Below are 14,281 nucleotides of genomic sequence, written 5' to 3' on the forward strand. Positions count from 1 at the left end.
CCTATTCTGCGGTGTCCGCGCCCGGAGCGTCGGCCGGCAGCACCGCGTCGCGGAGGGGCGACGTGGTGTCCGACCAGTACGGCGGGGCGATGACCGTCAGACCGCCGTCCACCGAGAGCACCTGCCCGGTGATGTACCCGGCCTTGTCCGACAGCAGGAAGTCGACGGCGTCGGCCATGTCGTCGGCCGTCCCGGGGCGCTGCAGCGGGAGCTTCTCGAGCACGGTGTCCATCGGCGCCTGGCCGGGGACCTTCGTGTAGAAGTACTCGAGCGAGTCGGTGTCGATGAGGCCGCCGTTCACCGCGTTGACGGTGATCTGGCGCGGACCGAACTCCACCGCCATGTACTTCATGTACGCCTCGCTCATGGCCTTGGCGGCACCGAGTGCGGCGTAGGTCGGGAACGCCCGGAGCGATCCGTACGACGTCACGACGACGATGCGACCGCCGCGGTCCATGAGTTCCGCGGCGCGCTGGGCCCCGAGCACGAACGAGCGGGCGTTCGTGGCGTAGCTGCGGTCGAGGTGGTGCAGCTTGAGGTCGGCGACGGGCTTGAACGCGCTGGCGGCGGCGTTCGCCACGAACATGTCGAGGCGTCCGTAGGTGTCGCGCACCAGGTCGAACAGGGCGTCGATCGACTCCGGCTGCTCGATGTCGACCTGCGCCGTGATGCCGTCGCCGCCGGCCGCCTTGACGTCGGCCAGGGACTCCTCGGCCAGGTCGGCGTTGCCCTTGTACGTCACGACGACGGTGACGCCGCGCTGGCCCAGCTTCTGGGCGAGCAGGCGGCCGATGCCGCGCGAGGCACCCGTGATGAGTGCGATGGGAGCGTTGGTGGAGTCGGTCACTGCAGTCCTTTGCTGACGGTGGTGGGTGACGGACGGGAGGCGCGGGGCGGGCCCGCACCGCGCCTCCCGTCCGGTACTGGGTTGCGGTCTAGAACCCGGCCTGGCCGGTGACGACGGCGCGGCCGACGATCAGTTTCTGGATCTCGTTGGTGCCCTCTTCGAAGCGCTGCGCGCGTGCGTCGCGGTAGACGCGCTCGATGGCGTTGCGCTTCCAGTAGCCCTGACCGCCGTGCACCTGCAGGGCCTTGTCGGTGACGCGGGCGAGCATGTCGACGGCGATCATCTTCGACGCGCTGGAGAGGGTGCCGGCGTCGGGACGGTCCTCCTCGTACGCGCGCGCGGCCTCGAGCACCAGGGCGCGTGCCGCGGCGATGTCGGCGTAGTTCTCGGCCAGGTAGAACTGGATCGCCTGGCGGCTGGAGAGCCGCTTGCCGAACGTCTCGCGCTTGTTCGCGTACTCGACGGCGAGCTCGTTCGCCCGCTCGGCGAGCCCGACGGCGCTCATCGCGACGGACACCCGGCTCGGCAGCAGGAAGCCGCCGAGCGCGACCTCGAGGCCCTGGCCTTCGTCGCCCAGGCGGGCACTGGCGGGGATCGGGGTCTCGGTGAACCGCAGGATCGCGTGGTCGGTGCCACGGATGCCCATGGTGTCGGAGTCGTCGATCACCTCGGCACCCGGCAGCCCGCTGTTCGGCATCAGGAACGCGACCGTGCCGTCCTGGCCGGTGGTGCCCTCCAGCCGAGCGGCGATGAGCCAGTGGTCGGCCTTGACCCCGAAGGTGATGAGGTGCTTCTCGCCGTTCATCACGTAGGTGTCGCCCTCGCGTCGGACCGTCGTGCGGATGTCCGCTCCGGTGCCCGCGGTGGCCTCGGTCAGGGTGAACGCGACGAGCGTGTCACCGGCGACGGAAGGCTTGACGACCTGCTCGATCTGCTCCGGCGTCGCGTAGGGGGCCATCGCGCGCCAGGTGCCGTTGATGACGTGCACGAGCATGCGGATGGAAGCGTGCGAGCGGGAGATGACCTCCATGATCTCGAGGTACCGCGAGAAGGGGATCGCCCGTCCGCCGAGCTCCGTCGGGGCGGCGAGGCTGAGCCACCCGTTCTCCTTGAGCTCCTGGAACAGCTCCGGGGCGACCCGGCCGGTGCGCTCGATCTCGTCCGCCCACTCCTCGCCGGGGCCGCGGACCCACTCGGTGACCTCGGCCTTGAGCTGCTGGAAGGCGGCTTCGTCGAAGCCCGTGCTCGTCTGCTCGACGGTCGTCATCGTGTCTCGTTCTCCTTCGTCGCGACGAGCGCGGCCGCCTGCTCGCGCAGGGTGTTCTTCTGGACCTTGCCGACCGCGTTGCGCGGCAGCTCGGTGGTGTACTCGAGTCGTTCCGGCCAGTAGTACTTGCTCACGCCGGCCGTGTCGAGGTACTGCTGCATCCCGGCGAAGTCGAGCGGCTCGTCCGCGCGGGCGTTCACGACCCAGGCGCAGGCACGCTCACCGAGCCGCTCGTCCGGCATCGCCACGATCGCGACGTCCGTGACCAGCGGGTGCTGGTACAGCAGGTTCTCGATCTCGACGACGGGGATCTTCTCGCCGCCGCGGTTGATGACGTCCTTCACGCGTCCGGTGATCGACAGGAAGCCCTTCTCGTCGACCTTCGCCAGGTCGCCGGTGCGGTACCAGCCGTCCGCGGTGAACACGTCGTCGGTCAGGTCCGGGCGGTCGAGGTAGCCCGCGAACATCGTCGGCGAGTGCAGCTCGAAGTTGCCCTCGGTACCGGCGGGCAGCTCGATCCCCGCGTCGTCGACGATGCGGATCGCGATGCCCGGCAGCGCCCGGCCGTCGTGGCCGTACGCGTCGGCGGGATCGTCGCTCGGGCTGGACAGGGCCCCGAGACACGTCTCGCTCGTGCCGAAGGCGCCGAGGATCGCACTGCCGAGCACCGTGCTCGCTCGCTGGGCCAGTGCACGGGGCACCGCGGCGCCCGTCGGCACGAAGATCCGGAGCGACTCGGGCTGCGGAGCACCGGCCTCGACCAGGTCGACGAGGTCGGTCAGGAACGGCGTCGCGCACTGCACGAAGGACGCCCGGGCGACGCCGAACGCCTGCTCGAGTGCGACCCGGCCGTCCCACACCGGCTGGATGACCTGCGGCGCACCGAGCCGGAACGCCAGCAGCATGCCGTACAGGAACCCGGTCTGGTGGGCGAGCGGGGACGGGATGTAGATGCGGTCGGCGCTGGTCAGACCGGACTGCGCCACGTGCATGGCGGTCGCGAGCCCGAGCGTGCGGTGCGGGTGCTGCACGCCCTTCGGCTCCCCCGTGGTGCCGGAGGTGAAGAGCAGCTGGCAGACGTCGTCCGGCCCGGGAGCGTGCGACGCGATCTCGTCGACGTCGACGTGCACGGCAGCGAGGGCGTTCTCGAAGTAGCGCCAGTGCCAGTCGCTCGCCACGACCCGCTCCAGGGCGTCGGCGGGCAGCGGCGGCTGGTTCGTCGGGGTGTCCCCCTCCCCGCGGGCCTCGGCGCGGAGCACGATGACGTGCTCGAGCGCCAGGCGGCGGTCCTGCGCGGCGGCCTCGTCGATCACGTCGAGGAGTTCGAGCGCGGGACGGCGCTTCCGGAACACGTTCGGCAGGAACACCACGCGGGCCTTCGAACGAGCCAGCGTCATCGTGGTCTCGCGGGGACCGAACACCGGCAGGATCGGGGTCGCGACGGCACCGATCTGGATCGCACCGAGGGTGATCGAAACGAACTCACGCCAGTTCGGCAACTGCATGGCGACGGATTCACCGGTGCGCACGCCGAGTTCGAGCAACAGGGCGGAGACCCGGTCGGCCTCGTCCTGCAGCTCCTTCCACGTGGTGTTCGCGGGGGTCGCACCGCCGACCTCGATCACGGCCAGGCCGTCGGGGTCGGTCTGCGACAGCGCGCGGACCCGCTCGCTCAGGACGAGCGGGTCGGCGTCGACGCCGGCGAGCTCGGGCACGGCGACGGCGGGCTGCGGGGCGGTGGGCCGCGGCGCGGTGGGCTGGGCGGCGGCAGGCTGCGCGGTGCTCTGGGCAACCGGCTGGCCGACCGGCTGGCCGCCCAGTCGGTCGGCGGGCTCCGGCACCGTCGACGTCTCGACGTCCGCGGTGGCCGTGCCGACCGGAGGCGTGCCCAGGTGCGTGCGGACCCCGTCGGCCTCTGCGGCGTCGATCCGGTCGTCCCGCGCCACCTGGGCTGCGAGCCGGTCGCCGACGGACATGTCGAGCCCGACGGAGTTCATCGCCTCGAGGAACGTCGGGTAGGAGATCCGGTAGGCACGCGGGTAGGTCAGGCCGGACACCCCGTCGGCACCCGACGCCGCGACCGCGAGGGACATCAGCACGCGGTGGTCGTTGAACGAGGACATCGGCGCACCGTGCAACCCGGCCGCGCCGACGCCGGTGACCCGCAGCTCGTCCGCGCCCTGCTCGGCGCGGCCGCCCATCCGGTTCAGCTGGAGCATCGCCGCGACCCGGTCGGATTCCTTCAGCCGGATGTGGGCCACGTTCCACAGTCGGCTGGTCCCCTCGGCGAAGGTGGCCATCGTCGACAGCACGGGCAGCAGGTCCGGGATCGGACGGCAGTCGACGTCGAGCGGCCGGAGCGGGGACCCGTCGTGCTCGATCCGGACGAAGCCGGTCTCCTCGTCGATCCGCATCGGGACACCCATCGCGGTCGCGAGGTCCAGGAACTCGCTCTCCGGGTGGTCCGTCTCGGCCGTCGTCGTGGCCGTCATGCCGCGCAGCAGCACGTTCGACTGGCGGGTGCCGGCCGCCGCGATGCCGAACGCTGCGGAGCCGATGTCGGGCGGGATCACGTAGTCGTGCGGGGTGGCCTGCTGACCCGCCGGGATCCGGTACTCGAGCCAGTCGTCGGAGACCTCCACCGTCAGGCCGAACTGCCGCATCATCCGCACGGTGAGCTCGACGTAGGGCTGCTCGTTGAGCCGCCCGCCGGTGATGTGGATCCGGGTCTCGTGCTCGGCGAACGGTGCCACCAGCAGCAGCCCGGACACCCACTGCGACAGGGTGCCGGCGATCGTCACGTCGCCGCCACGCGGACGCCTCGGCTGCACGGTGACGGGCGGGCAGTCGTTCGTCGCCTCGAGTTCCACCCCCATCTGCGTCAGCGAGGTGAGCAGCGCCTTGATCGGGCGGCGCTGGAAGTACTTCATGCCGGACAGGGTCATCGGGCGGTCGGCCAGCGAGGCGAGCCCGGTCATGAAGTAGAGCGTGGTGCCCGAGGACCCCATGTTGAGCAGTCCGTCGGCACCCCGTGACCCGTGGTCCACGATGTCGGTCGCCTGGTACCGGCCGCCCAGTCCGGTCACGTGGTACGCGTTCCCACGACGCTTGACGTCGACGCCGAGCGCGCGGAGCGTGCCCACGGTCCACTCGACCTGTCGCGTCGCGCTGACCCCGGAGACGACACTCGTCCCCTTCGCGAGCGACGCGAGCACCAGCGCGCGGTGCGCGTGGTACTTCGAGACCGGGATGTCGAGTTCTCCGACGAGCGGGGCGTTCGTCCCGCGCACCACCAACTGCATGCGTACCTCTTCCCTGTAGGAACATTTCAACGGTACGCCCGGAGTGGAACTAGTTGCAGGACGATCCGCACGATCGGGACACCGCTTCGTTGTGCGTGTCCGACAAGGACCCGGGCAGGATGGACGGCATGGACATCCGCTTCACCGAGTCCCGCCGGTCGACCATCGGCGTCGAGTGGGAACTCCCCCTGGTCGACCGGGCGACCGGCGACCTCGCGCCCCGTGCCCCCGCCGTCATCGCCGCCGTGCACGAGCGGCTCGGTGACCACGACCGCGTCACCGAGGAGCTGCTGACCAACACGGTCGAGGTCGTCTCGAGCGTCCACGACCGCGTGGGGGCTGCGACGAGCGAGCTGTCCGGCATCATCGGCGAGGTCATCGACGCCGCCGAACCGCTCGACGCCCAGGTGATGTGCTCGGGAACGCACCCGTTCGCGGTGTGGGACCAGCAGGAGATCACCCCGGACAGCGAGCACTACACGACCCTGATCGACCGCACCCGCTGGTGGGGACGCCAGATGCTCATCTGGGGCGTGCACGTGCACGTCGGCATCGACGACCGCGACAAGGCGGTCCCGATCATGAACGCGATGCTCGCCTACGTCCCGCACCTGCAGGCGTTCACCGCGTCGAGCCCGTTCTGGGGTGGCACCGACACCGGGTACGCCTCGAACCGCGCCCTCATGTTCCAGCAGCTCCCGACCGGCGGACTCCCGCCGCAGCTCGGCGCCTGGGCGAACTTCGAAGAGGTCGTCGGCGACCTCACGCACACCGGCGTCATCGACGGCGTGAAGGACCTGCGCTGGGACATCCGACCGTCACCGGGCTGGGGCACGCTCGAGAACCGGGTGTCCGACGGCATCTCGACCCTGCACGAGGTCGGCGCCGTCACCGCGCTCGTGCAGTGCCTGGTCACCGCCTGCTCGGACCGGCTCGACGCCGGTGAGACCCTGCCCACCATGCAGCCGTGGTTCATCCGCGAGAACAAGTGGCGCGCGGCCCGCTACGGCATGGAGGCCGAGATCATCACGAACGTCGCCGGCGACGAGCGGCTCGTGACCGACGAGGTGCACGACCTGGTGCAGCGGCTCGACCCGATCGCCGAACGGCTCGGCTGCCTCGACGAACTGCACCACCTCGACACGATGATCGAGCGCGGCGCCTCGTACCAGCGGCAGCTGCAGGTCGCGCAGGAGAACGGCGGCGACCTGCGCGCCGTGGTCCGCCACCTGGTCGCCGAGTTCCGCGACGCGCTCTAGCCGCGACCGGCCCGGATCGGGCGTACCCGGCCGAATCGGGCATACCCTGCCGAATCGGGCATACCCGGCCGAATCGGGCGTACCCGGCCGAATCGGGCGTACCGGGTCGAATCGGGCGTACCTCGTCGTTTCTTTCGACCAGGTACGCCCGATTCCACTTCCCATCGCGCGTGCGATGGGAAGGAACGTCGCGACGTGACCGGACGACGGACGGGAGGCCCGGTGCCAGCTGGCACCGGGCCTCCCGTCCTGGGGGCACCGGCAGTCCACGGCGAACGCTACAGTTCCCCTGTGGCGGGGGAGGCAGCACAGCGCGGACCGGCGACGGTGATCCGTGCCGGCGCGCTCGTCGACGCCGGCCGGCCGGAACAGGCACTCGCCGAGGTCACGGCGGCGGAACACGACGAAGGCGAATCGATCGCCGGACAGCGCGTGCGTGCCCTGGCGCTGCTCGCGCTCGACCAGCCGGACGCGGCGTGCGACGCTGCTCGACGAGCGGTCGCTCTCGCGCCGGGTGACAGCACCTCCCTCCGTGTGCTGTCGACCGCCCTGCTCCGCTCTGGGGACCGGATCGGAGCCGTCGAGGCCGCCCGCCGTTCGGTCGTCGCCGACCCGGGCTCGTGGCAGGCGCACGCTGCGCGAGTCGATGCCCTCTGGCTCGGCGAGCAGAACCGCCTGGAGGCGATGCGGGCGAGCTTCGAGGCCGTCCGCTTGGCTCCCACCGAACCGTTCGTGCACCGCCAGCACGGCGACCTCCTGCTCGCCGTCGGCCGGCAACGGGAAGCGCAGGACGCGTACCGCCGGGGGCTCGCGCTCGCTCCGGAGGACCGAGGGGCACGGCACAACCTGGCGGTGTCACGGCTCCGGCGTGGCCACGAGAGCGAGTCCGCGCTGGTCTTCGCGGGCATCCTGTCGACGAACCCGACGGACGCCACAGCACTGCGGAACCTCATGGTCGGCGTCGTCAACCCACTCGGCCGGATCGGGGTGGCCCTCGGCGGCGCCGCAGTGTTCACCGGCTTCGAGTTCCTGGCGACGATCGACAGCGGGGATCCGGCGATGGAGCGCTGGGCGACCACCTTCCCGCCGGTGATCGCCCTCGCCGTGATCGCCTTCATCGCCCTCCGGTTCACCTCCGAGGCACGGCCTCGCCTCGCCTTCCTCCTCTCGGTCGCTCGACGAGCGGTACCGGGTTGGGGACTCGTGGCGCTGGTGCTCGGTGTCGCGACCGCGATCTCCGTGACCGGGCTGTTCCTCCCGCCGGTCGTCGCCCTCGTCGCACAGGGTCTCGTGCTCGTCGGGGTCGTCATCGCCTCCGTGCTGATCAAGCGCATCCTGCGCGCCTTCCCGAGGACCCGCCCACCGGTGCACGAGGACGACGATGACGACGGGTGACGGGCTCGCCGTCGCGACCGAACTGCGCCCGGCCGGTAGTCCGCGCGACGCGCTCACCTCCACGACCGAACCGCACCACCGCCGCGTCGCGCGACACCACCGAACCGACCGCTCCGAGAGGACTCCCGATGAACGATGACCCGGTTCACGACGACCCGGTGATCGACGCGCTCCGACGCGCCGTCGACAGCGCGCCCCACGACGTCGCACTGCGTGTCCACCTCGGTCGTCTGCTCCTCGAAGCCGGACGTCCGGCCGAGGCGACCGCCGAAGCGGCGGCCGCACTCGCCATCGCACCGACCGACGATGCGGCGGGCGCCCTCATGCTCGCGGTGCTGCGCCCGCGCGCCGGCACGGCACTCCCCGCGGACGCACCGACCGACGCTCCCACCGCTGGTGTGCCGTCCGACTTCGACTGGCACGCGGCGGAACAGCAGGTCGAGCACATCGTCGAACCGTCCTTCGTCGAGGACTCGACTCCCGACCCGGACCTGCCGTCGGCGTTCTCGGTCGAGCCGTCGGAGGTCCGGTTCGGGGACGTGGGCGGGATGGAGGCCGTGAAGCAGCGGCTCACCGTCGCGTTCCTCGCCCCACTCGCGAACCCCGAGCTCCGAGCGTTGTACGGCAAGAGCCTCCGTGGCGGTCTGCTGCTGTACGGCCCTCCGGGGTGCGGGAAGACGTTCATCGCCCGTGCCGTCGCCGGCGAGCTCGGCGCACGCTTCATGAGCGTCTCCATCACCGACGTCCTCGACCCCTACCTCGGCGCGAGCGAGCAGAACATCAGGGCGGTCTTCGAGGCCGCACGCGCTGCGGCACCGTGCGTGGTGTTCTTCGACGAGGTCGACGCGCTCGGCCAGCGACGGAGCCAGACCCGCAGCTCGCACGTGCGCGGGATGGTGAACCAGCTGCTCACCGAACTCGACGGCGTCGACGGCGGGAACGAGGGCGTGTTCGTGCTGGCTGCGACGAACCAGCCGTGGGACGTCGACCCCGCGCTCCGTCGTCCGGGTCGGCTGGACCGGACGGTGCTCGTCCTGCCGCCGGACACCCCGGCACGTGAAGCGATCTTCCGCGGGCACCTCCGCGACCGACCGGTCGAGGGCATCGACCCCACAGCGCTCGCGAAGCGGACCGAGGGATTCTCCGGTGCGGACATCGCCTACGTGTGCGAGGTCGCCGCCGAGCACGCGCTCATGGACAGCATCACGACGGGCACTGCACGGCTCATCGGGATGCCGGATCTGCTCGCCGCCCTGAGTGAGGTCCGGCCCTCCACGAGCGCCTGGCTCGAGACGGCTCGGAGCGTCGTCCTGTTCGGCGAGGACGACGGGACGTACGCCGACCTGCGGGCGTACCTCAAGAAGTCCAAGCGCTGAGTGACGGACGGGAGGCCCGGTGCCAGCTGGCACCGGGCCTCCCGTCCGTCAGGTGGTCGCGATCGCGAGCCGCGTCAGCGACCCAGGAACTTCTGCAGCGACGCGAGCTCTTCCTCGGTCGGTGCCTTGCCGCCCTTGGCACCCCCGAGGCCGAGGCCGGACCCCTGCGGGGCCTGCTGCGGCGCAGCCGCCGCGCCGGCAGCCAAGGCCGCGCGCTTCGCTGGGTTGCCCACCTTCGACTTCTTCTTGCCGCCCTGCTGCTGCTTCTTGCCGCCGTGCATGCCCGGGATCGGACCCATGCCCGGCATCTGCGGCACGCCACCGCGGGCGACGGTCTTCATCATCTTGGCGGCCTGCTCGAAGCGGTTGACCAGGGCGTTGACCTCGGTGACCGTCGATCCGGCACCGCGCGCGATGCGCAGACGACGCGAACCGTTCAGGAGCTTCGGGAGCTCGCGCTCCTGGGGCGTCATCGACTGGATGATCGCCTCGGTGCGGACGATCTCGCGCTCGTCGAAGTTGTCGAGCGCCTCGCGCATGCCCTTGGCTCCCGGGAGCATGCCGAGCATGCCCTTGATGGAGCCGGCCTTGCGGAGCTGCTGCATCTGCTGCAGGAAGTCGTTCAGCGTGAAGTTGTCGGTCGCGATCTTGTCGGCGACCTTGCGTGCCTCTTCCTCGTCGAAGGCACCCTGCGCCTGCTCGATGAGGGACAGGATGTCGCCGAGGTCGAGGATGCGGCTCGCCATGCGGTCCGGGTGGAACGGCTCGAAGTCGTCGAGCGACTCACCGGTCGACGCGAACATGATCGGACGGCCGGTCACGCTGGCCACCGACAGGGCAGCACCACCACGGGCGTCACCGTCGAGCTTCGAGAGCACGACACCGGTGAAGTCGACGCCTTCCTGGAACGCACGGGCCGTGTTGACGGCGTCCTGACCGATCATCGCGTCGATGACGAACAGGACCTCGTCCGGGTCGACGGCCTTGCGGATGTTCGCGGCCTGCTTCATCAGCTCGGCGTCGACACCGAGTCGACCGGCGGTGTCGACGATGACGGTGTCGTACTGCTGGTCGATCGCGGCCTTGATGGCGTTCTTGGCGACCTTGACCGGGTCGCCGACACCGTTGCCGGGCTCGGGCGCGAAGACGTGCACGCCGGCCTGCTCGCCGACGACCTGCAGCTGCTGCACGGCGTTCGGACGCTGGAGGTCCGCCGCGACGAGCATCGGGGTGTGGCCGTCCTTCTTGAGCCACTTGCCGAGCTTGCCTGCCAGGGTCGTCTTACCGGCACCCTGCAGACCCGCGAGCATGATGACCGTCGGCGGCTTCTTCGCGAACTCGAGCCGCCGCTGCTGCCCGCCCAGGATGCCGACGAGTTCCTCGTTGACGATCTGGACGACCTGCTGCGCCGGGTTGAGCGCCTTGTTGACCTCGTCGGAGAGGGCACGCTCGCGCACCGATGCGGTGAACGCCTTGACGACCTCGAGCGCGACGTCGGCGTCGAGGAGCGCCCGCCGGATCTCGCGGACGGTGCCGTCGACGTCGGACGGAGTCAGCCGACCCTTGCTCCGCAGATTGCGGAAGGTCTCGGTCAGCCGATCGGAGAGTGAACCGAATTGCGCCATGATCCGTCGATTCTACAAGGCTCCCGCCGCCACCACCGGTCCGTTCACCGCAGGAGGACGCCCTCGGTCAGTCAGACCGGTGCGCCGAGCCCCACCGTCGCAACCGTTGTGGAGGTCGAGCACAACGTTGTTGGACCCAGTCCAGAAACTGTCGTACGCTCGCCGCATGCCGGGACTCGCGATCGTCCGCCACCACGGCCTGCTCGACTACGCGGACGGCCTCGCCCTGCAGCGGGACCTGCACGCCGACGTCGTCGCCGGCCGTTCCCCCGGGGCCCTCGTGCTGTGCGAGCACCCGTCCGTGTACACCGCCGGCCGCCGCACCGAACGCTCCGACCTGCCGACGAACGGCGCCCCGGTCGTCGACACCGACCGCGGCGGACGCATCACCTGGCACGGCCCGGGGCAGCTGGTCGCCTACCCGATCGTCCGGCTCGCCGAACCACTCGACGTCGTCGCGTGGGTGCGCGACCTGGAGCAGGTGGTCATCGACGCCGCGGCCGCCGTCGGGGTGCACGCCGAACGGGTCGAGGGTCGCAGCGGCGCCTGGGTGCCGGGCACGAACGGCTCGCCCGCCGCCAAGGTCGGGGCCATCGGGCTGCACGTCGCCGAGGGCGTGACGAGCCACGGCATCGCGATCAACTGCGACAACGCCCTCGACGCCTACGCCGCGATCGTCCCGTGCGGCATCGCGGACGCCGGGGTCACGACGCTGAGCGCCGCGGCGGCGCACGCGGGGCTCGCTCCCGTGACCGTCGACGTCCTCGCACCCGTGGTCGCGCACGGCGTCCAGCAGGCCGTCGACGGCATGCACAGCGGCCGCCGGATCAGCACGATGGCCCCCAGCACCAGCACGAGCACCAGCACCGCGACCGCCCGACAGGAGACCCTCGTATGACCCTCGCCCCCGAAGGCCGCCGCATGCTCCGGGTCGAGGCCCGGAACGCCGAGACCCCGATCGAGACGAAGCCCGCGTGGATCAAGACCCGTGCCACGCAGGGCCCGGAGTTCCGCGAGCTGTCCGGACTGGTGCGTGACAAGCAGCTGCACACCGTCTGTCAGGAGGCCGGCTGCCCGAACATCTTCGAGTGCTGGGAGGACCGCGAAGCCACCTTCCTGATCGGCGGCTCGCAGTGCACCCGACGCTGCGACTTCTGCCAGATCGACACCGGCAAGCCGGAGCCGCTCGACCGCGACGAGCCCCGCCGGGTCGCGGACTCCGTCGCGGAGATGGGCCTGAAGTACGCGACCGTGACCGGCGTCGCGCGCGACGACCTGCCCGACGGCGGATCGTGGCTCTACGCCGAGACCATCCGAGCGATCCACGAGCACTCCCCCGGCACCGGCGTCGAGATCCTGGTGCCGGACTTCAACGGTCGGCCCGACCAGCTCGGCCAGGTGTTCGACGCCCGCCCCGAGGTCTTCGCGCACAACGTCGAGACCGTTCCGCGGATCTTCAAGCGCATCCGCCCGGCCTTCACGTTCGAACGGTCCCTCGACGTCATCACCCAGGGCCGCGACGCCGGGCTCGTGACGAAGTCGAACCTGATCCTCGGCATGGGCGAGGAACGCATCGAGATCGAGGACGCCCTGCAGCGCCTGTTCGACGCGGGCACGGACATCATCACGCTGACGCAGTACCTCCGCCCGTCGCCGCGGCACCTGCCGGTCGCGCGCTGGGTCAGCCCTGCGGAGTTCGTCGAGCTCCGCGAGGTCGCCGAGCAGATGGGCTTCGCCGGGGTCCTCGCCGGACCGCTGGTCCGGTCGTCCTACCGGGCGGGCCGACTGTGGGCGCGGGCGACGGTGGCTCGCGGCGGCTCGGTGCCCGAGCACCTGGCCCACCTGCTCGACGCGACCCCTGGTCGCCAGGCCGTCTGACCCGCGCCGCGCGCGCGGCGCGCGCGGCGCGGCCGGCGTTTCGCGCTGGGCGACAGTTCACGGGCTGCGGAGCACGTGAACTGTCGCTCAGGCCGAAACCCCGTGCGTCCGGCCGACACGGAGACAGACGGGAGGCGCGGTGCCAGCTGGCACCGCGCCTCCGGTCCGTCAGGTGGTGACGGCTACTTCGCGTCGGCCTCGACCGACTCCTTCGGCTGACCGGTCGGGGTGAGCCCGCGCTCCTGGCGGCGCTTCGAGACCACCAGCGACGCGGTCGTGGCGACCGCGATCGTCAGCGCGATGAAGCCCAGCGAGAACCAGATCGGGATCTCCGGCGCCCACTCGATGTGCTCGCCACCGTTGATGAAGGGCAGCTCGTTGACGTGCATGGCGTGGAAGACGAGCTTCACACCGATGAACGCCAGGATGACGGCCAGGCCCTGACCCAGGTAGATGAGGCGCTCGAGCAGACCGGCGATCAGGAAGTACAGCTGCCGGAGGCCGAGCAGCGAGAACGCGTTCGCCGTGAACACGATGAAGGCGTCCTGCGTCAGCCCGAAGATCGCGGGGATCGAGTCGAGCGCGAAGAGCACGTCGGTCAGGCCGATGGCGACCATGACGAGCAGCATCGGGGTGAACAGGCGCTTGCCGTCGACACGGGTGGTCAGGCGGTCGCCGTCGTAGTGGTCCGAGGTCGGGATGATGCGCTTGAGGATCCGGATGAGCCGGGATTCGCCCTCGCTGCCGTGGTCGTTGCCGCTGCGGGCCTGCGACCAGGCGAGCCAGAACAGCAGCGCACCGAACAGGTAGAAGACCCACGAGAAGTTCTCGATGATGGTGACGCCGAGGGCGATGAAGACACCGCGGGCGACGAGCGCGATCGCGACGCCGACCAGCAGGACCTTCTGCTGGAACTCCTTCGGCACGGCGAAGCTCGACATGATGATGAGGAAGACGAAGAGGTTGTCGACCGACAACGCCTTCTCGGTCAGCCAGCCGGCGAAGTACTCACCACCGGCCTGTCCGCCGCCGAAGACCAGGATCCCGATGCCGAACAGGATCGCCAGCCCGATGTAGAAGGCCGACCAGAACGCGGATTCGCGGATGTGGGGCACGTGCGGGGTGCGCACGTGCGAGTAGAAGTCGAACACCAGCAGCGCGAGGATGCCGGCGATGGTGATGAGCCAGACGAAGAGTGGGACGTCCACGGTTTCCTTCAGGTAGGGCGCGCCGCTGATGTGCGGGTACGCCGAGGCCTGAAGGTCTCTTCCGTCGCACCGCACCGGAACCGGTGTCGCACGACCGGCGCCCCGGGGCCGGATCGTTCCGGAC

At 70.6% G+C, this 14,281-nt stretch carries 10 protein-coding genes; 5 read left to right on the plus strand and 5 right to left on the minus strand.

Features of this window, described 5'->3' with window-relative positions; translation table 11 throughout:
- Position 1 precedes the first annotated feature (1 nt).
- The 3 genes from DEJ30_RS03750 to aroA form a co-directional block, all read right to left on the minus strand.
- On the minus strand, positions 2-847 hold the full coding sequence (locus DEJ30_RS03750) for an SDR family oxidoreductase (protein ID WP_110859098.1): 846 nt from the start codon (positions 845-847) through the stop codon (positions 2-4).
- Between the two features lie 88 nt (positions 848-935).
- Positions 936-2,114, minus strand: a complete 1,179-nt coding sequence (locus tag DEJ30_RS03755; RefSeq protein ID WP_110859099.1) for an acyl-CoA dehydrogenase family protein — start codon at positions 2,112-2,114, stop codon at positions 936-938.
- Positions 2,111-5,416 (minus strand): 3-phosphoshikimate 1-carboxyvinyltransferase, encoded by a 3,306-nt coding sequence (gene aroA, locus DEJ30_RS03760; protein ID WP_110859100.1) that lies wholly within the window; start codon positions 5,414-5,416, stop codon positions 2,111-2,113. Before aroA ends, DEJ30_RS03755 begins: the two co-directional genes overlap by 4 nt.
- 119 nt (positions 5,417-5,535) lie before the next feature.
- Here aroA and DEJ30_RS03765 point away from each other — a divergent pair, with 119 nt between their 5' ends.
- The 3 genes from DEJ30_RS03765 (at position 5,536) to DEJ30_RS03775 (ending at position 9,446) form a co-directional block, all read left to right on the plus strand.
- Positions 5,536-6,675 carry a glutamate--cysteine ligase gene (locus tag DEJ30_RS03765; protein ID WP_220032927.1) on the plus strand — a complete coding sequence of 380 codons (1,140 nt, stop codon included), beginning with the start codon at positions 5,536-5,538 and terminating at the stop codon, positions 6,673-6,675.
- 291 nt (positions 6,676-6,966) lie between these two features.
- Complete coding sequence (locus DEJ30_RS03770) at positions 6,967-8,070, plus strand: tetratricopeptide repeat protein (RefSeq protein ID WP_146238488.1); 1,104 nt, start codon at positions 6,967-6,969, stop codon at positions 8,068-8,070.
- Positions 8,071-8,198: 128 nt separating this feature from the next.
- Positions 8,199-9,446, plus strand: coding sequence for a 26S protease regulatory subunit (locus DEJ30_RS03775; RefSeq protein WP_110859102.1), 1,248 nt, complete (start codon positions 8,199-8,201; stop codon positions 9,444-9,446).
- A 74-nt stretch (positions 9,447-9,520) separates the two neighbouring features.
- Here DEJ30_RS03775 and ffh read toward each other — a convergent pair whose 3' ends face one another.
- The gene (gene ffh / locus DEJ30_RS03780; RefSeq protein ID WP_110859103.1) at positions 9,521-11,071 is read right to left on the minus strand and encodes a signal recognition particle protein; all 1,551 of its coding nucleotides are present in this window, start codon (positions 11,069-11,071) and stop codon (positions 9,521-9,523) included.
- A 166-nt stretch (positions 11,072-11,237) separates the two neighbouring features.
- Between ffh and lipB the strand changes: the two genes are divergently transcribed.
- A complete protein-coding gene (gene lipB, locus DEJ30_RS03785; protein WP_110859104.1) occupies positions 11,238-11,969 on the plus strand; it encodes a lipoyl(octanoyl) transferase LipB in 732 nt (243 codons plus the stop codon).
- Positions 11,966-12,949 (plus strand): lipoyl synthase, encoded by a 984-nt coding sequence (gene lipA / locus DEJ30_RS03790; protein WP_110859105.1) that lies wholly within the window; start codon positions 11,966-11,968, stop codon positions 12,947-12,949. The genes lipB and lipA overlap by 4 nt, the downstream gene beginning before the upstream one ends.
- A gap of 182 nt (positions 12,950-13,131) precedes the next feature.
- On the opposite strand, the gene DEJ30_RS03795 is transcribed toward lipA, so the two are convergent.
- Positions 13,132-14,157 carry a TerC family protein gene (locus tag DEJ30_RS03795; RefSeq protein ID WP_110859106.1) on the minus strand — a complete coding sequence of 342 codons (1,026 nt, stop codon included), beginning with the start codon at positions 14,155-14,157 and terminating at the stop codon, positions 13,132-13,134.
- Positions 14,158-14,281 lie beyond the last annotated feature (124 nt).

The organism is Curtobacterium sp. MCPF17_003, from assembly GCF_003224385.1.
GTDB lineage: Bacteria > Actinomycetota > Actinomycetes > Actinomycetales > Microbacteriaceae > Curtobacterium > Curtobacterium flaccumfaciens.